Origin of the sequence: Pandoraea sp. NPDC090278, from assembly GCF_044772185.1 — a bacterium.
Taxonomy (GTDB): domain Bacteria; phylum Pseudomonadota; class Gammaproteobacteria; order Burkholderiales; family Burkholderiaceae; genus Pandoraea.
The window spans coordinates 209477-233234 of sequence record NZ_JBIVYJ010000007.1; the positions used below are offsets into that span (position 1 = coordinate 209477).

Sequence of the window (23758 nt, forward strand, 5' to 3'; positions counted from 1 at the left end):
CGACATTCCAATGGAGACTCCATCGATGAACGACATGAGTCAGGGCCACCCGACACCGCCCAGCGAAGCCATCGTAGAGATTTCGGCCGATCCGGCACGGCTCGACATCAGCTTCATCCACAACGCCTTGTCGACGCAAACGGCATGGGCGGAAGGCATTCCGCGCAATACGCTGATGCGTGCGATCACGCACTCGCTGTGTTTCGGTGCGTATGCGACGCAGGTCGAGGGCGGCCCGGCACGTCAGGTCGGCTTCGCCCGCGTGATCACCGACCACGCCACGTTCGCCTATCTGGCCGACGTATTCGTCGACCCGTCCATGCGCGGTCTGGGGATCGGCAAGCGCCTGTGCGAGGATGTGCTCGCGCATCCGGCACTGCAAGGACTGCGCCGCTTTCTGCTCGCCACGACCGATGCCGCCAGTCTCTACTCGCGCTATGGCTTCGAGCCGCTCGGCGCGGTGAACAAGATGATGCAGATCCATCGGCCCGACATCTACACCGGCCAACAGGAAGCACCATGAACCGCATGCCCGCCGACATCCATATCCGCACGTTCGACGACGCGGATACCGACGCCGTCATCGCGCTTTGGCGCGAAGCCTTTCCGGAGTACAACCGCGCCGACAAGCCGCATCGCGAACCACGTCGCTCGATTGCCAACAAGATGGCCATGCAGGACGACCTGTTCTTCGTCGCCGTGCGCGAACGCAAGATCGTCGGCACTGTCATGGCCGGTTACGACGGACATCGCGGCTGGGTCTACTCGCTGGCCGTCGCGCATGCGTTGCGACGTCGCGGTGTGGCGAGCGCGTTGCTGCATCACGCCGAAATCGCGCTGGCCGCGCGCGGTTGCCTCAAGCTCAATCTGCAAGTACTCACGCAGTCGCGCGAAGTCCTCGCGTTCTATCACGCACACGGCTACGCCGCCGATGATGTCGTGAGCCTCGGCAAGCGGCTGCCGCTGGCGGCGATGGCACAGTAAGCGCGACGTCGCGCAGTCTTCGAATGTCGCGAAAACACAAAGGGCGCCGGAAGTTGCCTTCGGCGCCCTTTGCTCATTCACCGACCTCACCGACCGGCAGACGACGGATCGCCGTCGGCCGGTCACGCGAGTTCGACACTCACTCCCCCAGATACGCGGCGCGCACCTTCGGATCGTCGAGCATGTCCTTCGCGTCGCCGGTCATGGTGACCAGCCCGCTGTCCATCACGTAGCCACGGTGTGCCGCTTGCAGCGCCAGACGTGCGTTCTGCTCAACGAGCAGCACCGTCACCCCCTCGCCCGACACCGTACGCACCACTTCGAAGATCTTCTCGACCATGATCGGCGAGAGGCCCATCGACGGCTCATCGAGCAGCAACAGCTTGGGCTGGCTCATCAACGCACGTGCCATCGCGAGCATCTGCTGCTCGCCGCCCGAGAGCGTGCCCGCCAGCTGATCTTTACGCTCCTTCAGACGCGGGAAGATGCCGAACATCTTGTCGATGTCCTGCTTGATGCCCGCGTTGTCGTTGCGCAGATACGCCCCCATCTGCATGTTCTCGAGGATGGTCATGCGCGTGAAGATGCCGCGACCTTCCGGCACCATCGCCAACCCCTGCTTGAGCAGATCGAACGCCTTCACGCCGCGAATCGACTTGCCCAGATACTCGATGTCTCCATCGGCCCACGGCAACAAGCCCGTGATCGCCTTCATGGTGGTCGTCTTGCCTGCACCGTTCGCGCCGATGAGCGTGACCAGCTCGCCCGGCTGAATGCTCAGGTCGATGCCCTTCACCGCCTTGATCCCGCCGTAAGCGACTTTCAGGCCCTTGATCGTCAACATTGCGCTCATCAATGGCCTCCCGAACCCAGATACGCTTCAATCACCGCCGGATTCTTCTGGACATCCTGCGGCAAACCTTCGGCAATCACCTTGCCGTAATCGAGCACCGTCATGCGGTTGCACAACCCCATCACCAGCTTCACGTCGTGCTCGATGAGCAGAATCGTCTTGCCGTCGCTACGGATCTTGTCGAGCAAACCACGCAGCTCGACCTTTTCCGTCGCGTTCATGCCAGCGGCCGGTTCGTCCAGCGCCAGCAGCTTCGGGTCAGTGGCCAACGCACGCGCGATTTCCAGACGACGCTGGTGGCCGTACGAGAGGTTCGCTGCCGTGTAGTTGGCGTACTTCGCCACGCCCACGTATTCGAGCAACTCCATCGCACGATCGCGAATGGCGCGCTCTTCGGCCTTCGCGCCCGGATACCGGACGATGGCGCCGATCACGCCCATCTTCGTACGCACGTGACGTCCAACCATCACGTTCTCGACGACAGTCATGCCGCCAAACAGACGAATGTTCTGGAACGTACGCGCAATGCCAGCCCTGGCGACTTCGTGTACGGCGGTCGGCTTGTAAGCCGCGCCGTCGAGTCGGAATTCGCCGGAGTCCGGGGTGTAGAGACCGGTGATCACGTTGAAGAACGTGGTCTTGCCAGCGCCGTTCGGGCCGATCAGCCCGTAGATCTGCCCCGGCTTGATCTCCAGGCCCACGTCGGTGAGGGCCTGCAGACCGCCGAAGCGCTTGTTCACGCCCTTGACGGACAGAAGAATTTGTTCGCTCATATTCAGGTCATCTCCCTCGACTTACAGAGTCCGCTCTTCCGGACGCGGCGACGGCCACAGGCCGGCCGGACGGTACAGCATGATCAGAATCATGGCCAGACCGTACAGCAACTGCCGGATCACTTCGGGATCGACGATGACGCTACCGAACAACTTCATCTGCAACGGGCCCATGGTCGAGCGCAGGATCTCGGGGAACGCCGAGAGCAGCACGCCGCCCAGAATCACGCCCGGAATGTGGCCCATGCCGCCGAGCACCACCATCGAGAGCACGACGATCGACTCCCAGAAAGTGAACGACTCGGGCGAGACGAAGCCCTGGAACGCGGAGAACATGCCACCTGCCACACCGCCGAACGACGCACCCATCGCAAACGCCAGCAGTTTGATGTTGCGCGTGTTGATGCCCATCGCCTTGGCGGCGATTTCGTCTTCACGGATGGCCACCCAGGCGCGTCCGATGCGCGAGTGCTGCAAGCGCACGCAGATGAAGGCGATCAGCAACGCGAGGAACACGAACAGGTAGTAGTACATGTACACCGAGCTGACCTGGAACCCGAAGAAGTTGTGCGCCTTCGAGAAATCGAAGCCGAACAACGACGCAGGCTGGATGCCGGTGATCCCCTTCGGGCCGTTGGTGATGTTGATCGGCCGGTCGAGGTTGTTCATGAAGATACGGATGATCTCCCCGAAACCCAGCGTCACGATGGCCAGATAGTCGCCGCGCAGACGTAACGTCGGCGCACCGAGCAAGATGCCGAAGATCGCCGCGACGGCGGCACCGATCGGAATCGTGAACCACACAGGCACATGCAGCCCGCCGGGGAACAAGGCACCGATCCACTCGAACTGCGTGGAGAGGTGAGGAGAACTCAGGAAGGCCGTGACGTACGCGCCCACGGCATAGAACGCGATGTAACCCAAATCGAGCAGGCCAGCGAAGCCCACCACGATGTTCAGGCCCAGCGCGAGCATGATGTAGAGCAGCGCGAAGTCGAGCACCCGCACCCAGTAGTTGCCGCCAGCGTAGCCGACGAGCACGGGCGCGAGAATCGCGGCCAGCAGGAAGAACGCGAGGCCGCGGTAGGCCTTGCGGGTCGCAGCGGCGGCAGAAATCTGCGTCGCCGGCGACGTTTGCAGGGGTTGATTCATGATGTCGATCCTCCCCGTTTATGCACGGTCTGCCACGCGCTCGCCGAGCAGGCCGCTCGGACGGAACACCAGCACCACAATCAGCACGACAAACGCAAAGACGTCCTGATAGTTACTCCCGAAGACACCACCGGTCAGATCGCCGATGTAGCCCGCGCCCAATGCTTCGATCAGGCCGAGCAGCACGCCGCCCACCATGGCGCCCTGCAAGTTGCCGATACCGCCGAGCACCGCAGCGGTGAACGCCTTCATGCCGGGAATAAAGCCCATGTAGAAGTGCGCGTTGCCGTAGTTCGAGGCCATCATCACGCCCGCGAGAGCGGCGAGCGCGCCACCGAGGGCGAACGTCGCGGAGATCACGAAGTTCGGGTTCACGCCCATGAGACCGGCGACGTTGCGGTTTTCCGCCGTCGCACGCATGGCACGCCCAAGCTTGGTGCGGTTCACGAGCTGGGTCAGACCGAACATGACGAGGAACGCTACGACCACGATCACGATACCGGTGCCGTTTGTGACCGCGCCGGGATGATCGCCGCGCGGCGGAATGACGTTCATGGCGTCGGTCGGTAGCAGTTGCGGGAACGAGAGGGGGTTACGCGACCAGATCAGCATGGCGATCGTCTGCAGAAGCAACGAGACGCCGATGGCGGTGATCAGAGGGGCCAGGCGCGGCGCATTACGCAACGGCCGGTAGGCCACACGCTCGATCACGAAGTTGGCTATCGCACACACGGGCATACACACGAGCGTGGCAATCGCCAGCATGAGCGCCGGGTTCATGTCCGGCGCGATCTTCAACAGCAGGTTGATGGTGGACAGCGCGACCATCGCGCCGATCATCATCACGTCGGCGTGGGCAAAGTTGATGATGCCCAGAATGCCGTAGACCATCGTATAGCCCAGTGCAATGATCGCGTAGACGCTGCCAAGCACGAGGCCGTTCAAGATTTGTTGGATAAAAATATCCATGAAGCTAACTCCTTGTCCCGGAAACGGGCTCTCGACACGCTTGCCCGATAGGGCGCGCGAGGGGGCCGAGAGAACTGCGGGTTATGAGGCGTAATCCTGTGTCAGGAGGAGAGCCGTGCCCGTCATGCAGGCACGGCCTCTTTCCGCAGATATCGATACGGCACCGAACGGGTAGGCAGCGGTGCCGTTTCATGGCGCGAGCGCCCGGGACTTACATCTTCACCACGTCAAGCACGCTCTTCTTCTTATCCTTGTAGTTGTAGAGCGTGATCACCGGCTCCTTCATGTCGCCCTTGCTGTCGAAGGCGATGTGGCCGATAACACCCTTGTAGTCCGTGGCCGGCATGGCCGCCAGGATCTTCGCCGGGTCTGCCGAGTTGGCACGCTTCATCGCGTCGACGATCACGTTCACAGCGTCATACGTGAACGGGGCGTAGATCTGGATCGGCTGCTTGAAGCGGTCTTCGTAGCGCTTCGAGAAGTCCGCACCGCCTTCCATCTTCGACAGCGCCATACCCGCTTCCGAGCAGACGATGTTGTCGATGGCGTCGCCAGCGAGTTCGGCCACCTTGTCGGTACACACGCCGTCACCGGCCAGCACCTTGGCGCCAATACCCAGTTCCTTCGATTGCTTGGCGAACGGGCCGCCGGTGGCATCCATACCGCCGTACATGATGATGTCCGGCTTCTCACCCTTGATCTTGGTCAGAATGGCGCGGAAGTCCGTGGCCTTGTCGTTGGTCGCATCGTGCGAGAGCACCTTCAGGCCATTGGCCTTGGCGGTCTTCTCGAACTCATCGGCCAGACCCTTGCCGTATGCCGTGGCGTCGTCGACGATGGCAACCGACTTGGCATTAAGCGCCTTGGTCGCGTAGTTGGCCAGTGCCGGACCCTGCTGTGCGTCGGTAGCGACCACGCGGTAGGCCGTCTTGAAGCCCTGCAGCGTGTAAGCCGGGTTGGTCGCCGACGGCGAGATCTGCACGATGCCCGCATCGCTGTAGATCTTCGAAGCCGGGATCGTCGTGCCCGAATTCAAGTGACCCACCACGGCGACAACCTTCTCGTCGACGAGCTTTTGGGCAACCTGCGTTGCGGTCTTCGGATCGGCGGCGTCGTCTTCTGCCACCAGCTCAAGCTTGACCGGCTTGCCATCGATGGTCAGGCCCGCCTTGTTGGCCTCTTCAATGGCCAGGCGTGCACCATTTTCGTTATCTTTGCCCAAGTGAGCAATTTGGCCCGTCAACGGTGCAACGTGACCGATCTTAATGACAACCGCATCGCCGCCCCCGCTGGCGGCAGTCGTCGCGGCAGGTGCAGAAGCGGCACCCGAATCGGCCTGCTTTTCTTCCTTCTGGCCGCAAGCCGCCAGCAGCGTCACTGCGGCGACTACGGGCAGTACCTTCGCGAACTTGAGTTGCATGTGATTATCTCCAGATTGTCGGCGATTTAATAACGCCAAATCGATGTTTCGTATGCGAAACGCGCGCATTGTAACTCCATTCTTTGCGGCTGCGACGCCCGTAGCCACAGGGTTTTCCATAATGGAGGACTAAGGTTTTATACCGACTTGTGCAACCCTATCTTTTCAAAAGCGCAACCCCGAATTTGTGAATGATTTTACGCGCCCGCGCGCGACTCCCCGGGCGGCCTTATGGTGCAACCGGTGCACCATTCAAGGGCCCGGATGCCGTACCAATCTAATAAGCAATTAGCATGCCCATTTGATTTGGAGGGTTCTTTCTAATTAAGCAAGCATATAAATAATTAGATTCCGAAAATCCAGGCGGCTTTTATTTTCTTTAATTCCATGTCCGTTGAATTATCAATAACGTCATTCGGTTTTGGCTGACGAGACGTTAAAACTTCCAATTTTCGACGTGCGGGGGTTTTGCGGAAATTACGGTGACGGTGCGAAAACGCCGCAATGGGTTTTTGCAGTAGGCGGAGGGAGACACGGTGCGGGCAGACGTAAAAAAACCGGGGCCGTGAGGTACGGCACCCGGTTTGTCGGTCATGCGGCGTGAGCGCCGACCGAGAGTCTTGCTGCTGGGTGGTCAGTGCGCCGCAGGCGCGGCACCCCACCCCGGCGTGCTGTTTAGCTCGCCATTTGGGTCAGGCCCTTGGGCAGCGGGAACGCGATGTTCTCTTCCACGCCGTCGAGCACCTTGACCTGATTGACGCCCAGTTCGCGCAGACGCGATACGATCGACTGCGCCAGCACCTCGGGGGCCGATGCGCCAGCCGTCACACCGATGCGACGCTTGCCGTCGAACCACTCCGGCTTGAGCTGATCCGGCGAGTCCACCATATAGGCCGGTACGCCCATCTTCTCGGCCACTTCACGCAGACGGTTCGAATTGGAACTGTTCGGGCTGCCGACGACCACGACCACGTCGCACTGCGGCGCCATGAACTTCACGGCGTCCTGACGGTTCTGCGTGGCGTAGCAGATATCCTGTTTCTTCGGCTCGGTGATCAGCGGGAAGCGCTTCTTGAGCGCGTTGATGACTTCGGCGGCGTCGTCGACCGACAACGTCGTCTGCGTCACGAATGCCAGCTTGCTTTCGTCCGCCACTTGCAGTGCAAGCACGTCTTCGATCGTCTCGACGAGGAACATGCCCTCGCCCGACTGGCCCATCGTGCCCTCCACTTCGGGGTGACCCTTGTGGCCGATCATGATGATCTCGAGCCCTTGGCCGCGCATCTTGGCGACTTCGACGTGAACCTTCGTCACGAGCGGGCAAGTCGCATCGAAAATGCGCAGGCCACGCGATTCGGCCTCGGCACGTACCGCCTGCGAAACGCCGTGCGCGCTGAAGATCAACGTGTTGCCCGAAGGCACATCGGACAATTCTTCGATGAAGATCGCGCCCTTCTTGCGAAGGTTCTCGACGACATACACGTTGTGCACGATTTCGTGACGCACGTAGATCGGTGCGCCATACATCGTCAGGGCGCGCTCGACAATCTCGATCGCGCGGTCGACACCCGCGCAAAAGCCGCGCGGCTGAGCCAGCAGAATTTCTGCATCCGACAGCGTCGGTGCTACGACTTGGGTGGCGCTCATTTCGATTCCTACAGAATGCCGATAATCTGGACTTCGAACACGATCGGCTGGCCAGCCAGCGGATGGTTGAAGTCGAACAATGCCCAGCCGTCGCCCAGTTCGCGCAGGATGCCCGCATAGCGACCACCGCTCGGCGCGTTGAACTCGACCAGATCGCCAACGCTATATTCTTCCCCGAAGTTGCTGTTCTCCTGCAACGTCTTCATCGAGACGCGTTGCAGCAGATCCGGATTGCGAGGGCCAAAGGCCTGCTCCGGTGCCAGCTCGACGCGGCGTCGCTCCCCCACTGTCATGCCCAGCATCGCCTGCTCCAGCGTCGGCGCCATCTGGCCGCCGCCCAGCTGCATCGTTGCAGGGGTGCCTTCGAAAGTGTTGACAATGTCCGCGCCGTCGGGCGCGCCAATCCGGTAGTGAAGCGTCAGATAGGAATTGTCTTGAACCACGGGGGTTGCAACAGAACTCATGGGGGTCTCACAGCAAGGTCAAGCTATTATTGTAAGCGACGACGCGTTGCGCGTCCGGCTCCCCATCAAAGCCGCCCCGAAATTTTCCCGTGGCGGCTTCCCGGTTTGTGTTTCCCCTGTCATCCGTGACACCCGCGATCATGCGCGTGGTCGTGTCCGATCATCGGTCCCCGATCCTGGAGTCGTCATGTCCATCGCCCACTGGCCTCTTGCCGAGCGCCCCCGTGAAAAAATGCTGGCCCACGGCCCGAATGCTCTGTCCGACGCCGAATTGCTTGCCATCCTGCTGCGCACCGGCTCGCAAGGCCGCAACGCCGTCGAGCTCGGGCGCGAGTTGCTGACCCGCACCGGCTCGCTTGCCCGCCTGCTGGCCACACCGTTCGAGACGCTGCGTCAGATACCGGGGCTGGGTCAGGCGAAATCGCTTCAATTTCAGGCAGCCCTCGAAGTGGCGCGCCGCATGTTGCGAGAGGGGATGCAATCTAGCTGCCTGCTCGATTCTCCCGCCCGCGTGCGCGACTATCTGCGCCTCACGCTGCAAGATATGTCTCGCGAGCGCTTCGTCTGCCTGTTTCTGGATGCAGCGCATCGGCTGGTCGGCACGCGCATCATGTTCGAGGGCACGCTCACCCAGACATGCGCCTACCCGAGGGAAATCGTGCGTGCAGCGCTGGATCTTCATGCAGCTGCCATCATCGTGGCCCACAATCATCCGTCCGGCATCCCGACGCCGAGTGCGGCCGATCTAGCGCTCACGCGCCAGTTGGGCGATGCGCTGGCCCTGCTGGAGATCCGACTGCTCGATCATTTCATCGTGGCGGGAGACACTGTCTACTCAATGGCCGAGGGCGGTGAACTGTGACGGGGAACAACACCCTGCACATAAATTTGGCAGCCGGGTCGCATTCGGGCCCGGCTTACGCTATACTCCGTCCCTTCCCCGAATCTCCGACAGACGTTTCCCACCAGGGAGTTACGTCCTACATCGACTAAAGCGATTGATTTGTCTGGGATTTTTGTGGTATTATCGCTGTCTGTCTTTTCGACTCACCTTTTTTTACACAGAATTCTGGGTTAGGAGTGCTTCATGGCACGCGTATGTCAAGTGACCGGGAAAGCGCCGATGGTCGGCAACAACGTTTCCCACGCCAATAACAAAACCAAGCGTCGTTTCCTCCCGAACTTGCAAAATCGCCGGTTCTGGGTTGAGAGCGAAAACCGCTTTGTGCGTCTGCGTCTTTCGAACGCCGGCTTGCGCCTGATCGATAAGGTCGGCATCGATGTCGTTCTCGCGGACCTGCGTTCGCGTAACGCCATCTAAGTTTAGGAGCTCATCATGGCAAAAGGCGCTCGCGACAAGATCAAGCTGGAATCGACCGCAGGTACGGGTCATTTCTACACGACCACCAAGAACAAGCGTACCCATCCGGAAAAGATGGCTATCAGCAAGTTCGACCCGGTGGCTCGTAAGCACGTCGAATACAAAGAAACCAAGATCAAATAAGATCAACAGGTTTCATCGCGGTAGCTTGCTACTGCGTTCGATACCCCGCCTCTGGCGGGGTATTTTCGTTTGGGCGTCCCGAAAATTGCACTGCTACGCTATGCGTAGTCTTTCCAAGCGCAATTTCCCTGATGTGCGCATAGGGTCATGTGCCACGCGCGTATTGACTCGCTATACTGGCTCCTCTCCCATTACGAGGATCGCGCCAGTGTCGCCGCGTCGATCCCAGACACCGCGCGTATCATGAATTTCGATGTCGTCATCGTCGGCAGCGGGCTCGCCGGCCAGTCCGTCGCCCTGCATCTGGCCAATACCTGCCGCGTGGCGCTCGTCGCCAAACGCCCGATGCCCGAAGGTGCGAGCGACTGGGCACAGGGTGGCATCGCCGCCGTACTGGATTCGACCGACAGCGTCGACGAGCATGTCTCCGATACGTTGATCGCCGGCGCAGGACTCTGCGACGAAGCGGCCACGCGTTTCATCATCGAACACAGCCGCGAAGCCATAGAATGGCTCATCGAACAGGGTGTGCCCTTTACCCGCGACGCCGACGCTGAACTCGGCTTTCACCTGACGCGCGAAGGCGGACACAGCCACCGACGCATCATCCACGCCGCCGACGCGACCGGGCACGCCGTCATTGCGACGCTTACCGAGCGCGTGCGCAAGCATCCGAACATCACCCTCTTCGAGAACCACTTCGCCGTCGATCTGATCACCTCCGATCGCGCCGACGACGCGCCCACGGCTGGTCGTCACTGTCAGGGGTTGTACGTTCAGGATCTCGGCACCGGCGAGGTGCACGCCATGACGGCCCGACACACAGTGCTGGCCACCGGCGGTGCGGGCAAGGTCTACCTCTACACGACGAACCCCGATACCGCGACCGGTGACGGTATTGCCATGGCGTCGCGCGCAGGTTGCCGCATTGCGAACATGGAGTTCATCCAGTTCCACCCGACGTGCCTCTATCACCCGTACGCCAAGTCATTCCTGATCACGGAAGCCGTGCGCGGCGAAGGCGGCCGCCTGGTACTGCCCGACGGCACTCGCTTCATGCTGCAACACGATCCGCGCGCCGAACTGGCGCCACGCGACATCGTGGCCCGCGCCATCGACTTCGAGATGAAAAAGCACGGCCTCGACTGCGTGTATCTCGACATCAGCCATCAAAGCCCCGAGTTCCTGCGCGAGCATTTCCCGACGATTATGGCGCGTTGCGCAGAGCTGGGCATCGACATCACGAAGCAACCGATTCCGGTCGTACCCGCGGCGCACTACACCTGCGGCGGGGTTGTGACCGATATGCGCGGCCGCACCGATCTGCCCGGGCTTTACGCCGTCGGCGAAGCGACTTACACGGGCCTGCACGGTGCGAACCGGCTTGCCAGTAACTCGCTGCTGGAGTGCATTGTGCTTGGGAAGGCCACGGCAGAAGATATTCAACGGGACGAAGCCAAACATCCGCCCACCATCGACGCGCCCGCGTGGGACGAAAGCCGCGTCTCGGATGCGGACGAAGAAGTCGTCGTCGCCCACAACTGGGACGAGCTGCGCCGCATGATGTGGAACTACGTCGGCATCGTGCGCACGACCAAGCGACTGGAGCGAGCGCAGCATCGCATCGCGTTGCTTCGCGAGGAGATCGCCGAGTATTACGCGAATTTCCGCGTCAGCCGGGATTTGCTTGAGCTACGGAATTTGGTCGACGTCGCGTCGCTGATCGTCGATAGCGCGTTGTCGCGTCGCGAAAGTCGTGGGCTGCACTTCTCGCGTGACTTCCCCGATACGCTGCCGAAGGCGCTGCCGACGGTGATTTCGCCGCCGCTGCCGCGCCGCAAGCGGTAAGTCGGACGCTCGGGCGCACGCAAACAAAAAGGCCGCAGGGTAAAACCTGCGGCCTTTTTGCTTGCCACGCTATGTCAGCGCGGCAGATCGAATCTCGGCGCTTACCCCACCGTCTCCAGAATCCGCATGGAGAAGTCGGTCGCACGGACATCCTTGGTCAGCCCGCCAATGGAAATACGGTCGACACCCGTCTCCGCAATCGCACGCACCGATTCAAGATTGATGCCGCCCGACGCTTCCAGCACAGCACGTCCATCCGAAATGCGCGCCGCTTCACGCATCATTTCCAGCGTGAAGTTGTCGAGCAGGATCGACGTTGCGCCGCATTCGAGCGCGGTCTCCAGCTCTTCCAGCGACTCCACTTCGATCTGGACGGACGCTCCGTCAGCCAGACGATCCGCGTTTGCCAGCACCTGACGAATACCGCCAGCGGCCGCGATGTGATTCTCTTTGATGAGAATGCCGTCGTAGAGCGCGAGACGTTGATTCATTCCGCCACCAACGAGCACCGCGAACTTCTGTGCGAGACGCAGGCCGGGCATCGTCTTGCGCGTATCGAGAACACGCGCCTTGGTGCCTTCCACAATATCTGCATACCGGCGCACGGAGGTCGCAACGCCCGAGAGCATCTGAAGGAAGTTCATCGACGTGCGCTCACCCGTGAGCAATGCGCGCGCCGGACCCTGGATGTCGCACACCACCGAATCGGGTGCCATGCGCTCGCCTTCGCGGTAATGCCACTGCACGCGCACGGACGGGTCCACACCCTGCATGGTGCGCTCGAACCAGCGCACACCGCAAAGTACGGCTGACTCGCGCACGATGATGCGCGCATGCGCCATTTCGTCCGACGGTACCAACAGGCCCGTCAGGTCGCCGCTGCCGATGTCTTCGTCAAGCGCGTCACGCACATTGCGTGTGATCGCCGCTTCGATCGGCTCACCGAAAATAGCGAATTCAGGAGAGAGTGCCTCGGCAGTGCTCAACGTTTTCGATTGCGTCATTATGCGGGGCCTACGCCGGAAAAGAGTGCGCCGTCGCGCGCGAAATCACCGCTCGCGCGCACGTTCTGCTTGCGCGCTTCGGCGAACGTCAACATACGGTCGATACAGGTATGGGCGCGGCGGCCGATCTCGGGATCGACGTGAATTTCGTTCGCCCCGGTCTCCAGCACGTCGGCCAGATTTTGCAGGCTGTTCATCGCCATCCACGGGCAGTGCGCGCAGCTCTTGCACGTGGCGCTGTTGCCTGCCGTCGGCGCTTCGATAAAGCGCTTGCCCGGCGCTGCGGCGCGCATCTTGTGCAAAATGCCGTTGTCGGTGGCCACGATGAACTCGGTGGCGTCCATGGTCTGCGCCGCTGTGATCATCTGCGACGTCGAACCCACGACGTCCGCCAGCTCGACGACCGCCGCCGGCGACTCCGGGTGCACCAGCACCTTGGCGTTCGGGTATTCGCGGCGCAGCAGTTCGAGTTCGGTGGCCTTGAACTCGTCGTGCACGAGGCAAGCGCCCTGCCACAACAGCATGTCGGCACCCGTCTGCTTCTGGACGTAGCTGCCCAGATGGCGGTCCGGTGCCCAGAGAATCTTCTTACCCTGCGCGTGCAGATGCGCCACGATTTCGAGGCCGATGGACGACGTCACCATCCAGTCGGCACGCGCCTTCACGGCGGCACTCGTGTTCGCGTAGACAACAACAGTGCGATCCGGATGCGCATCGCAGAACGCGGCGAACTCGTCTGCCGGACAGCCCAGATCGAGCGAACAGGTCGCGTCGAGGTCGGGCATCAAAATGCGTTTTTCGGGACTCAAAATCTTCGACGTCTCGCCCATGAAACGCACGCCAGCCACTACGAGCGTCTTGGCGGCATGATTCCGGCCGAAACGCGCCATTTCGAGCGAATCGGCCACGCAGCCGCCGGTCTCTTCGGCGAGATCCTGCAGGTCGGAATCGACGTAATAGTGCGCCACCAACACGGCGTCCCGCTCGACGAGCAAACGCTTGATCTTGGCCTTGAGCGCCGCGCGTTCCTCCTGCGACGGCGCCTCCGGGACGCGTGCCCAGGCGTGGGCTACGCACGTGGCGCCACTCGATGCGGGGCGCTCGAATTCTACGGATTTAAGTGAGGCATTCATTTTCGCGTGGCCCGAGGGGGGACCTGGAATGACAAAACCCCGCCGTGGCGGGGTTTCGATTATGCGTCAAAAACAGATTTCTGGCTGAACCCGTTCACGCGTAGCGGCGCAGACGCGTCGCGAATTCCTGCAATGCGTGAATGCCGCTCTGCTCGGCGCGATGGCACCAGTTCTGCAACTGACCCAGCAACTGCTCGCGCGATGCGTTCGAACGGTCCCAGATACCGGCCAGTTCGCGACGCAGTTCGTAGTACGTCTTCACGGCGTTGCTGTGCGCGAAGATCTCGCCCAGTTGCTGCTTCTGCGGCTCTTGCAGCGATGCTTCGTCGTGATGCAGCCACTTGCGCGCGCCGCGGAACAACTGATATTCGCCATGCTGACGCTTGTCCTTGAAGCGCGCCAGCTCCTCGCCGTAGGCACGCTGGAAGGTCTTCGCGTAACGCGCCATCACTTCATAGCGGTTCGAGAGCACGGCCTGCAACGTATCGTCGTCGCATGCTGCTTTGATCTTCGCGAGCTTCGGCGTCGGCGCAACCTTCTTCACCTTGGCCAGCCCCACAAACGACAGCGTACGGATGTACAGCCAGCCGATGTCGAATTCGTACCACTTGTTCGACAGCTTGGCCGACGTGGCGTACGTGTGGTGGTTGTTGTGCAGCTCTTCGCCGCCGATGATGATGCCCCACGGCAGCAGGTTCGTCGACGCGTCGGCGCAATTGAAGTTGCGATAGCCCCAGTAGTGGCCCAGACCGTTGATCACACCAGCAGCCCAGAACGGGATCCACACCATCTGCACAGCCCACACGGTCAGACCGAGGGCACCGAACAGTGCGATGTTGATGATCATCATCATGCTGATACCCAGAATCGGATAACGCTTGTAGATGTTGTTTTCGATCCAGTCGTTCGGCGTGCCGTGGCTGAACTTGCGCAGCGTTTCTTCGTTCTTCGCTTCGGCGCGATAGAGTTCGGCGCCTTCAGCCAGCACCTTCCACAGGCCGCGCGTTTGCGGGCTATGCGGGTCTTCCGGCGTTTCGCACTTGGCGTGGTGCTTGCGGTGAATCGCGGCCCACTCGCTCGTGATCATGCCCGTGGTCATCCACAGCCAGAAACGGAAGAAATGGGCGACGATCGGATGCACGTCGAGCGCGCGGTGCGCCTGGCAACGATGCAGATAGATGGTCACACCGGCGATCGTCACATGGGTGACGGCCAACGTGTAGAAGAAGATCTTCCAGCCGCTCCAGTCGAGCAGGCCGGTCGAGAGAAATCCAAGGAGACTGTCCAGCAAAATATCACTCCAAACTAATCAATACGGTAGCCATCACGGCAAAGCATCGAAATGTGCCGTGTCTTGTCTTGTCGGGCCGAAGGCCGATGAGGACATAGGCCGTCGCGTCAGGTCTCGTTCTTGCGCTCGCTTGACGCTTCGATTCGCTGGAGGACGGCAAGTTGCGGATGCCGGTGCGATATGGGCGGAAAACGTGCCAGTGAACGTCTGGTTTTATGGTTTGGGACGCATTTTACCCGACGGACCGTCGCCCGTGTGTCGCCTTGCAGCCACGCATTTTGTCGCAGGTCAACCCGGCAGCTTAGGGAAAAAGGTCTATCGGGCCGTCTTTCCAGCGTCATCCGCCTGTGGCAGCGGCGTTTGGGGCGTCGAATTGGCCGAATCCGGCTGTTCGTGCGCCCCCTCCGGCGAAACGGGGCCATTGACCGGCAGATGGGGGGCTTGCGCAGGAATCCCATCCGGCCAGTCGTTCAGGATACGTATTTCGCGCTGGGCATACGGAATTTCAATACCATGTTCGCGAAATGTGCGCCAAATCCGCAAATTGATGGTGGAACGGATCGCACCGCTGCCCTGCGCCGGATCTTGCACCCAGAATCCCATTTCCAGATCCATCCCATCCGCGCCGAAGTTCAGCAGCAGCGCCGAGGGTGGCGGGTCCGTCAGCACGCGGGGGATGTCTTCCGCCGCCTTGAGCATGAGCGACATCGCCAGTTCGACGTCCGCGCTATAGGCGACCTGCACATTCACTTTGGCGCGTCCACGGGTCTCGGTGAACGAATGGTTCTGCACGACGTTCGTCACCAGCTGCTCGTTCGGCACCAGCGCTTCGACGCCGTCCAGCCCGCGCACGACCGAGTACCGCGTGTTGATTTGCGAGACGGTGCCGTGATACGTCGACACCGTAATCAGGTCGCCGATACGCACGGAGCGGTCCAGCAGGATGATGAAGCCCGACACGAGGTTCGAGGCGATCTTCTGCAAACCGAAACCCAACCCCACGCCAAGCGCACCGCCGAACACGCCCAGCACGGTGATGTCGATGCCGACGAACGACAGCGTCGCGAGCACGGCGATCAGCGTCAGCAGGCCCTTGACCACACGCGAGAGCACCACCTTCAGGTTGCCGTCGAGCGTGGTCGTGCGCATGATCCGATCTTCGATCAGCGAGCCGACCCACATCGCCAGCACCAGCGTCACGCCGATCCAGAGCAGGCCCGACAGCATCGAGAGCAGCGTCAGATGGCTTGAGCCGACAGCGAACTTCACGCTGGCGAGCCACTTGAGGATGTCGTCGTGCACGCCCAGCACGTAGGCGAGCATCGAGAACCAGGCGAGCGTCGTGAACACCCGCTCGAACACCTTGAGCAGCCCCGAAGCATGGGGCGACGAGGCAAACAACCGTCGAGCGAAGTAGAACGCGAGATAGATGAGCGCAGTGCCGAACAGCGGGACTTCCGCGAGCATCAGCAGCGAGACGTGCGTGTACTCCTGAAGCACCACACGCGTGAGCGCCACGCACATCCAGCCGAACATCGGAAAGAACGAGCGGCGCAGGCTTGACGCGCCCGCTCGGCGTGCCGGTGCGACGCGCTCGAAATGGCGATCGAGGCGTCCGATCATCCAGCGACGCAACACGAGGGCGACGGCAAGCGCGCCCACGAGCGCGACGATCTGCCAGATGATCTGCGGATCGCCGAAGTCGCGAACGACATCGCGCACCAACCTCGCGAAAGCCGGACTTTCCTGCATCGCCATATCTTTCTATCTCTTCTTGTTATTCGTCGATATTAGCTGACGGCACGACTGGGGCCTTGGCGGCCGGACGACGTTCGAACACGGCGGCGAAAAAGCCGTCGGTCGCGTTGCGGTTCGGCAGCAGTTCGAGGTACTTGCCCGTGTCGAGTCCGATTTTCTGCGCCGCCAGCAATTCGTTCGCAGGCAACAGCACGAAGTCCGGATGCGCGGCGAGGAACGCCTCGGCAATCGCACCGTTCTCTTCGGTCAGCACACTACACGTCGCGTACACGAGGCGGCCACCCGGCTTCACGAGGCGCGCGGCGCTCGCGAGGATGGACGTCTGCTTTTGCGTGAGTTCTTCGACCGACTGCGGCGACTGACGCCACTTCAGATCCGGATTGCGACGCAGCGTGCCGAGCCCGCTGCACGGCGCGTCGACCAGCACGCGGTCGATCTTGCCCGCCAGACGCTTGATCTTGCTGTCGTTCTCGCTGTCGATCATCACCGGATAGACGTTCGACAGACCGCTGCGCGCCAGACGCGGTTTGAGCTTGGCCAGACGCTTCTCCGACACGTCGAATGCATACAGACGCCCGGTCGAGCGCATGGCCGCGCCGATGGCGAGCGTCTTGCCGCCCGCGCCCGCACAAAAGTCGACGATCATCTCGCCACGACGCGGCGCGACCAGTTGGCACAGCAACTGGCTGCCTTCGTCCTGGACTTCGATGGCGCCGGACATGAACAACGGGTGTTTCTGCAACGCAGGCTTGCCCGCCAGGCGAATGCCGTTGGGTGCCATCGGCGTCGGCTCAGCCGAGAACCCGCTCTCACGCAGCCCGGCCAGCACGTCGTCGCGGGTCGCCTTGATCAGGTTCACACGGCAGTCGAGCGGGGCAGGCTGGTTCAGTGCGGCGGCAAGCGCTTCCAGTTCGGTGGCGTCGAAACGCGCGGCCAGACGGTCGTACAGCCACGCAGGCAAGTTAGTACGTACTCGCGGCGCGAGGCTCGCCGGATCGATCTGACCGACGTGTTCAAGCCACGTGGCTTCTTCGGGCGTCGCGACCAGCTCTACCGACGCGATGCCGCGCGTGAAGGCCAGACCGAGCAGCGCCAGACGACGCTCCTGCGAGCCCGTGCCGCTCACGGCGTGCTGACCGAATTCGAGCTTGCGGCGCAGGATGGCGAAGACCGTCTCCGCCAGCACACCGCGCTCGCGGTGGCCCAGCTTGTCGTTGGCGCGGAAGTAGGTGCTAACCAGCGTGTCGGCCGGGCCGGTGAACGTCAGCACGCTGCCAAGCAGGCGCTGCGTATGTTCGAAAAGCGCCGGGGGCAGACGCTCGCCGCGCATGCCGGTGCCACCGACCGGCGCGTCCGGACGGCGCTCGTAGCGCGTGCGGTCGTACTTGTCGGGACGGACGTAGCGCTCCTGGCGCTCGCCATTGCCACCACTGCCGCCCTTGGACGACTGACGGGGATCGGAGGAACGGCCGCCGGAGCGGTGACCGGATTGTTTGGCGCCATCGCGGCGCTGGGTCGGGCGGGTGCTCATGCGTCCTCACCAAAAAGCCATTGCGAATCTTGTGAATCGGAAGTGCCATCTGCACGCGGGGTCAGTGTCACGCGACCCTCGGCGATGACCAGACGGTCTTCCACGAACCAGCGCACGGCGCGCGGGTAAATGATGTGCTCCAGGGGCAGAATGCGCTCTGCCAGAGTCTCGGGCGTGTCGCCGTGGCGCACGGGCAAGGCGGTTTGCAGCACGTACGGACCGTGGTCCAGCTCGGCCGTCACGAAATGCACCGTTGCCCCGACGATCTTGCAACCGGCTTCCAGTGCGCGGGCGTGCGTTTGCAGCCCCGGGAACGCGGGCAACAGCGACGGATGGATGTTGATAAGACGTCCGGCGTAGCGGCCGGTGAATTCCGGCGTAAGAATGCGCATGAACCCGGCAAGCACGACCAGATCGGGCTGGTGGCGGTCGATCTCGGCGGCCAGCTCGGCGTCGAAATCTTCACGGGTCTTGCCGCGGCTCGGGACCACGGCCGTGGGGATGCCGTTTTCCTGGGCAAATGCCAGGCCTTCGGCGTCGGGACGATTAGCGATGATGGCGGCCACGCGGGCCGGCCAGCCTTCTGCGGTACAGGCCCGGACGATGGCCTGCATGTTGCTGCCTCGTCCGGAAATCAGGATGACAATGTTCTTCATCGCCGGATTTTATCATTGGCGCGGCGCACCAGACAGCGCGATCCGCGCCGCGATGGCCCCGAAGCGTTTATAATTCAACGTTCCGCGGCGCCGCAATGTCGGTTCGAGCGCCCTGTGTCGACCGGTTGTCACCGGGCGCGACAGGCCGCCAGACCCTCTCAGCCACGCCGCGCGGCTATTTCATCACTCAACGTCCTGTAGACGCTTCCTTATCGTGCGAGTCTTCCGGGGTCTACCCAACGCGCAAAGCAAAGCGCCCTGCGTGCTGACGATCGGCAATTTCGACGGCGTGCATCTGGGCCACCAGGCACTGCTCGCGCGCGTGCGCGCGGCGGGGGCTGCGCGCGGCTTGCCGGTGTGCGTGATGACGTTCGAGCCGCATCCCCGCGAATACTTCATGCCCGACCGGGCGCCTGCCCGCATCTCCAATCTGCGCGACAAGTTCGAAGCGCTGCGCTCGCACGGCGTCGACCGTCTCGTGGTGGAGCACTTCAACGCCCATTTCGCAGGCCAGTCGCCCGAAGACTTCGTGCGCAACATCATCGTCGACGGCCTGCACACCCGCTGGCTGCTGGTGGGTGACGATTTCCGCTTCGGCGCGAAACGCGCGGGCGACATCGAATATCTGCGTGACGCGGGCCGTCGCTTCGACTTCGTCGTCGAGCAGATGCCGACCATCGCACACGACGGCGTGCGCATTTCCAGCTCGGAAGTACGCGCGGCGCTCGCCGACGGCAACTTTGAGCGCGCTCACGCGCTGCTCGGCCGTCCGTACGCGATCACCGGTCACGTTGTGCATGGCATGAAGCTCGGCCGCAAGCTGGGCTTCCCGACACTCAATCTGCGCATCGCGCACAAGCACCCGGCCCTCTCGGGCATCTTCGTCGTTCAGGTGCACGGTCTGGCGGACAAACCGCTGCCCGCCGTGGCGAGCCTGGGCCTGCGCCCGACCGTGGACGATTCCGGTCGCGTGCTGCTCGAAGTGCATTTGCTCGACTTCGTGGGCGATTGCTACGGCAAGCTGGTGCGCGTGGAATTTTTGCAGAAACTGCGTGACGAAGCGAAATTCGACGGACTGGCCGAACTCGAAGCCGCCATCGCGCAGGACACGCGCGAAGCCCGTGCCTATTTCGCCCATGCGCTCGACGCCAATAGCCCGAGCGTACGACGCGATTTCGCCACCACGGCGACCGACCGAATTAGTTGATCTTCGCCCGCGTGCACCGGCGCTCAGCGCCTCGCGCGCGGCCCGCAGCCGTCTCTGGCACCTGCCCGGACGCCGCCCTTCGTGGCCCACAAGGTCAACAAGGCAACGGCTACGCCACCGGCGCGAGCGCCCCACACCCGATACCCAAAATTCGATAGCGTTGCATCCATGAGCGAAAAGAAAGCCCCGAGCAAATACCCCGTCAACCTGCTGGACACGCCGTTCCCGATGCGTGGCGACCTGCCCAAGCGCGAGCCGCTGTGGGTCAAGCAATGGCAGGAAAAGAAGATCTACGACAAGATCCGCAAAGCCAGCAAAGGCCGTCCGAAGTTCATCCTGCACGACGGCCCGCCGTATGCGAACGGCGACATCCACATCGGTCACGCGGTCAATAAGATCCTCAAGGACATGATCGTCAAGGCGCGTAGCCTCGCGGGCTTCGACGCCGCCTACGTGCCGGGCTGGGACTGCCACGGCATGCCCATCGAAATCCAGATCGAAAAGCAGTTCGGCAAGCACCTGCCGGTGCGCGAAGTGCAGGAAAAGGCGCGCGCCTATGCTGCGGTGCAGATCGAGCGCCAGAAGGCCGACTTCGAGCGTCTGGGCGTGCTCGGCGACTGGGACAATCCGTACAAGACCATGAACTTCGCGAACGAAGCCGGTGAGCTTCGTGCACTCGCGCAGATCCTGCAGAACGGCTATGTGTATCGCGGGCTGAAGCCGGTGAACTGGTGCTTCGACTGCGGCTCGGCGCTGGCCGAAGCGGAAGTCGAGTACAAGGACAAGACCGATCTGGCCATCGACGTGGGCTTCGCCTTCGCCGAACCGGAAAAAGTCGCCAAGGCGTTCGGTCTGCCGAAGCTGCCACGCGAAGATGGCTACATCGTCATCTGGACGACCACCCCGTGGACCATCCCGTCGAACCAGGCGCTCAACGTCCATCCGGAAGTCGAGTACGCCCTCGTCTCGACCGAGCGCGGCCTGCTGATCTTGGCGACCGATCGCGTCGAGGACTGCCTGAAGACGTACGGCCTGCATGGCGAGATCGTCGCGCGCACGAAGGGTGAGGCGCTCTCGCTGATCCGCTTCCGTCACCCGCTTGCCACCGCCGACGCCGGTTACGACCGCACCTCGCCGGTCTACCTCGGCGACTACGTGACGACCGATACCGGTACCGGTATCGTCCACTCGGCCCCGGCCTACGGCGTGGAAGACTTCGTGTCGTGCAAGGCGCACGGCATGGTGGACGCCGACATCCGCATGCCGGTACTGGGCGACGGCCGCTATCAGGACAGCCTGCCGCTGTTCGGCGGCCAGTCGATCTGGGACGCCAACGCGCAGATCGTCGACACGTTGCGCGATGCGGGCTCCCTGTTCCATTCGTTCAAGTACACGCACAGCTACATGCACTGCTGGCGCCACAAGTCGCCGATCATCTATCGCGCGACGAACCAGTGGTTTGCCGGTATGGACGTAAGGCCGGTCGACGGCGCACCGGGCAACGGCCAGACGCTGCGCGAGATCGCGCTCGCCGGTATCGAAGCGACGGACTTCTTCCCGTCGTGGGGTAAGCAACGTCTGCACAACATGATCGCGCACCGCCCGGACTGGACGCTCTCGCGTCAGCGCCAATGGGGCGTGCCGATGGCGTTCTTCGTCCACAAGGAAACCGGTGCGCTGCATCCGCGCACGCCCGAGCTGCTCGAAGCCGTGGCCAAGCGCGTGGAAACCGAAGGCATCGAAGCCTGGCAGACGCTCGACCCGGTCGAGTTGCTCGGCGACGAGGCCAAGGATTACGTGAAGAATCGCGACACGCTCGACGTGTGGTTCGACTCGGGCACCACGCACTGGCACGTACTGCGCGGATCGCATGCGCACGAGCTGGGCTTCCCGGCCGATCTGTATCTGGAAGGCTCGGACCAGCACCGCGGCTGGTTCCATTCGTCGCTGCTGACCGCGTCGATGCTCGACGGCCGCCCGCCCTACAAGGCGCTGCTGACGCACGGCTTCACCGTCGACGGTCAGGGCCGCAAGATGTCGAAGTCGATCGGCAACACGATCGTGCCGCAGGAAGTTGCCGACAAGCTTGGCGCGGAAATCATCCGACTGTGGGTGGCCTCGACCGACTACTCGGGCGAGTTGTCCATCTCGGACGAGATCCTGAAGCGCGTGACGGAAGGCTATCGCCGCATCCGCAACACGCTGCGCTTCCTGCTCGCGAACCTGACCGACTACGACCACGCGAAGCACGCCATGCCTGTGGATCAGTGGCTGGAAATCGACCGTTACGCCGTGGCGCTGTCGCAATCGCTGCAAACCGAAGTGCTCGGCCATTACGACCGTTACGAGTTCCACCCGGTCGTGTCCAAGCTCCAGACGTTCTGCTCCGAAGACCTCGGCGGCTTCTACCTCGACATCCTCAAGGATCGTCTGTACACGAGCGCGCCGGACGCCCCGGCACGCCGCGCCGCACAGAACGCGCTGTATCACATCACGCACGGTCTGCTGAAGATGATGGCCCCGTTCCTGTCGTTCACGGCGGAAGAAGCGTGGCAGGTGTTCCAGCCGGGCAACGACACGATCTTCACGGAGACGTACTACGCCTATCCGGAAGTCGCAGAAGGTACGCGTCTGCTCGAGAAGTGGCATCTGCTGCGCACGGTGCGCGGCGACGTCACCAAGGCGCTGGAAGAAGCACGAGCCGCCGAACAGATCGGCTCGTCGCTGCAAGCCGAAGTGGACGTACGCGTCTCGGGTCGCAAGTACGACGTGCTGGCCAGCCTCGGCGACGATCTGCGTTTCGTGCTGATCACGTCGGCCGCGAAGGTCTCGCAAGTCGCATCGGAAGCGGAGGAAGGCGTGGTCGTCACGCCGTCCACGCATCAGAAGTGCGAGCGCTGCTGGCACTATCGTGAAGACGTGGGCGCAGACGCCGCTCACCCGACCCTTTGCGGACGTTGCGTGTCGAATCTGTTCGGCAGCGGCGAACACCGGAGCGCGGCATAATGGCAAGCAAAGCAGGCGCCCGTACGGGCGCGAAGCGTGGTGGTGGCAGCAATGCCCGCAGCGGCGCGTCCCTCGGACTGGCGCCGTGGCTGGGCATCGCAGTCATTGCGATCCTGATCGATCAGGTCACCAAGCTCACGATTCTGAAGACGTTCCAGTACGGCGAATTCCGTCCTCTGACCTCGTTCTTCAATCTCGTGCTGGTGTACAACAAGGGCGCGGCGTTCAACTTCCTGGCAGCCGCCGGGGGCTGGCAACGCTGGTTCTTCACGCTGCTCGGCATCGTGGCGGCAACGGTCATCGTGGTGTTGCTCAAGCGTCATAACGGCCAGAAGATGTTCTGCCTGTCGCTGTCGCTGATTCTCGGTGGCGCGCTGGGCAACGTGATCGATCGGGTGGTCTACGGCCATGTGATCGACTTTCTGGACTTTCACGTCGGCGGCTGGCACTGGCCGGCGTTCAACGTGGCCGACTCGGCCATTTGCGTGGGCGCGGTGCTGCTGGTGATCGACGAGTTGCGACGCGTGCGGCGCGGCAAGTAGTGCAGCGCAACGGGGC

The 23758-nt window shown here is 62.3% G+C and carries 22 protein-coding genes; 9 read left to right on the forward strand and 13 right to left on the reverse strand.

What is annotated here, in order from left to right; all coding sequences use genetic code 11:
• Window positions 1-25: 25 nt before the first annotated feature.
• On the forward strand, window positions 26-523 hold the full coding sequence (locus ACIQWO_RS23785) for a GNAT family N-acetyltransferase (RefSeq protein ID WP_402829498.1): 498 nt from the start codon (window positions 26-28) through the stop codon (window positions 521-523).
• Complete coding sequence (locus ACIQWO_RS23790; protein ID WP_402829500.1) at window positions 520-984, forward strand: GNAT family acetyltransferase; 465 nt, start codon at window positions 520-522, stop codon at window positions 982-984. The genes ACIQWO_RS23785 and ACIQWO_RS23790 overlap by 4 nt, the downstream gene beginning before the upstream one ends.
• Window positions 985-1123: 139 nt before the next feature.
• On the opposite strand, the gene ACIQWO_RS23795 is transcribed toward ACIQWO_RS23790, so the two are convergent.
• From ACIQWO_RS23795 to ACIQWO_RS23825, 7 genes are all read right to left on the reverse strand, one after another.
• Entirely contained in the window at window positions 1124-1837 is a 714-nt protein-coding gene (locus ACIQWO_RS23795; RefSeq protein ID WP_150576270.1) for an ABC transporter ATP-binding protein, read from the reverse strand.
• Complete coding sequence (locus ACIQWO_RS23800; RefSeq protein ID WP_402829502.1) at window positions 1837-2610, reverse strand: ABC transporter ATP-binding protein; 774 nt, start codon at window positions 2608-2610, stop codon at window positions 1837-1839. Before ACIQWO_RS23800 ends, ACIQWO_RS23795 begins: the two co-directional genes overlap by 1 nt.
• 21 nt (window positions 2611-2631) lie before the next feature.
• Window positions 2632-3762: an ABC transporter ATP-binding protein gene (locus tag ACIQWO_RS23805; RefSeq protein ID WP_402829504.1), complete on the reverse strand. Its 1131-nt coding sequence runs from the start codon at window positions 3760-3762 to the stop codon at window positions 2632-2634.
• A gap of 18 nt (window positions 3763-3780) precedes the next feature.
• The gene (locus ACIQWO_RS23810; protein ID WP_039400819.1) at window positions 3781-4731 is read right to left on the reverse strand and encodes a branched-chain amino acid ABC transporter permease; all 951 of its coding nucleotides are present in this window, start codon (window positions 4729-4731) and stop codon (window positions 3781-3783) included.
• 211 nt (window positions 4732-4942) lie between these two features.
• Window positions 4943-6151: a branched-chain amino acid ABC transporter substrate-binding protein gene (locus tag ACIQWO_RS23815; RefSeq protein ID WP_402829506.1), complete on the reverse strand. Its 1209-nt coding sequence runs from the start codon at window positions 6149-6151 to the stop codon at window positions 4943-4945.
• A 675-nt stretch (window positions 6152-6826) separates the two neighbouring features.
• Window positions 6827-7798 carry a 4-hydroxy-3-methylbut-2-enyl diphosphate reductase gene (gene ispH, locus ACIQWO_RS23820; protein WP_402829508.1) on the reverse strand — a complete coding sequence of 324 codons (972 nt, stop codon included), beginning with the start codon at window positions 7796-7798 and terminating at the stop codon, window positions 6827-6829.
• A gap of 8 nt (window positions 7799-7806) precedes the next feature.
• Window positions 7807-8262: a peptidylprolyl isomerase gene (locus ACIQWO_RS23825; protein WP_039400826.1), complete on the reverse strand. Its 456-nt coding sequence runs from the start codon at window positions 8260-8262 to the stop codon at window positions 7807-7809.
• A gap of 187 nt (window positions 8263-8449) precedes the next feature.
• Here ACIQWO_RS23825 and radC point away from each other — a divergent pair, with 187 nt between their 5' ends.
• The 4 genes from radC to nadB all read left to right on the forward strand — a co-directional run bounded on the left by radC (window position 8450) and on the right by nadB (window position 11614).
• Entirely contained in the window at window positions 8450-9124 is a 675-nt protein-coding gene (radC, locus tag ACIQWO_RS23830; RefSeq protein WP_402829511.1) for a DNA repair protein RadC, read from the forward strand.
• Window positions 9125-9349: 225 nt separating this feature from the next.
• Window positions 9350-9583, forward strand: coding sequence for a 50S ribosomal protein L28 (gene rpmB, locus ACIQWO_RS23835; RefSeq protein WP_150664350.1), 234 nt, complete (start codon window positions 9350-9352; stop codon window positions 9581-9583).
• 15 nt (window positions 9584-9598) lie between these two features.
• Entirely contained in the window at window positions 9599-9766 is a 168-nt protein-coding gene (rpmG, locus tag ACIQWO_RS23840) for a 50S ribosomal protein L33 (protein WP_039400834.1), read from the forward strand.
• 243 nt (window positions 9767-10009) lie between these two features.
• Window positions 10010-11614 (forward strand): L-aspartate oxidase, encoded by a 1605-nt coding sequence (nadB, locus tag ACIQWO_RS23845; RefSeq protein WP_402829514.1) that lies wholly within the window; start codon window positions 10010-10012, stop codon window positions 11612-11614.
• 101 nt (window positions 11615-11715) lie between these two features.
• On the opposite strand, the gene nadC is transcribed toward nadB, so the two are convergent.
• The 6 genes from nadC to purN all read right to left on the reverse strand — a co-directional run bounded on the left by nadC (window position 11716) and on the right by purN (window position 18987).
• Window positions 11716-12618, reverse strand: coding sequence for a carboxylating nicotinate-nucleotide diphosphorylase (nadC, locus tag ACIQWO_RS23850; RefSeq protein WP_402829516.1), 903 nt, complete (start codon window positions 12616-12618; stop codon window positions 11716-11718).
• Window positions 12618-13751 carry a quinolinate synthase NadA gene (gene nadA / locus ACIQWO_RS23855; protein WP_402829518.1) on the reverse strand — a complete coding sequence of 378 codons (1134 nt, stop codon included), beginning with the start codon at window positions 13749-13751 and terminating at the stop codon, window positions 12618-12620. The genes nadC and nadA overlap by 1 nt, the downstream gene beginning before the upstream one ends.
• A 94-nt stretch (window positions 13752-13845) precedes the next feature.
• Entirely contained in the window at window positions 13846-15042 is a 1197-nt protein-coding gene (locus ACIQWO_RS23860; protein WP_150664353.1) for an acyl-CoA desaturase, read from the reverse strand.
• 315 nt (window positions 15043-15357) lie between these two features.
• Window positions 15358-16800, reverse strand: coding sequence for a mechanosensitive ion channel family protein (locus ACIQWO_RS23865; RefSeq protein ID WP_402829521.1), 1443 nt, complete (start codon window positions 16798-16800; stop codon window positions 15358-15360).
• Window positions 16801-16819: 19 nt separating this feature from the next.
• Window positions 16820-18130 carry an RsmB/NOP family class I SAM-dependent RNA methyltransferase gene (locus ACIQWO_RS23870; RefSeq protein ID WP_402829661.1) on the reverse strand — a complete coding sequence of 437 codons (1311 nt, stop codon included), beginning with the start codon at window positions 18128-18130 and terminating at the stop codon, window positions 16820-16822.
• Between the two features lie 197 nt (window positions 18131-18327).
• On the reverse strand, window positions 18328-18987 hold the full coding sequence (gene purN, locus ACIQWO_RS23875; protein ID WP_402829523.1) for a phosphoribosylglycinamide formyltransferase: 660 nt from the start codon (window positions 18985-18987) through the stop codon (window positions 18328-18330).
• Between the two features lie 214 nt (window positions 18988-19201).
• Between purN and ACIQWO_RS23880 the strand changes: the two genes are divergently transcribed.
• From ACIQWO_RS23880 to lspA, 3 genes are all read left to right on the forward strand, one after another.
• Window positions 19202-20194 (forward strand): bifunctional riboflavin kinase/FAD synthetase, encoded by a 993-nt coding sequence (locus ACIQWO_RS23880; RefSeq protein WP_402829525.1) that lies wholly within the window; start codon window positions 19202-19204, stop codon window positions 20192-20194.
• 168 nt (window positions 20195-20362) lie between these two features.
• Window positions 20363-23200: an isoleucine--tRNA ligase gene (gene ileS / locus ACIQWO_RS23885; RefSeq protein WP_402829527.1), complete on the forward strand. Its 2838-nt coding sequence runs from the start codon at window positions 20363-20365 to the stop codon at window positions 23198-23200.
• Entirely contained in the window at window positions 23200-23742 is a 543-nt protein-coding gene (gene lspA / locus ACIQWO_RS23890) for a signal peptidase II (RefSeq protein WP_039400857.1), read from the forward strand. Before ileS ends, lspA begins: the two co-directional genes overlap by 1 nt.
• The last annotated feature ends 16 nt before the right edge of the window (window positions 23743-23758 follow it).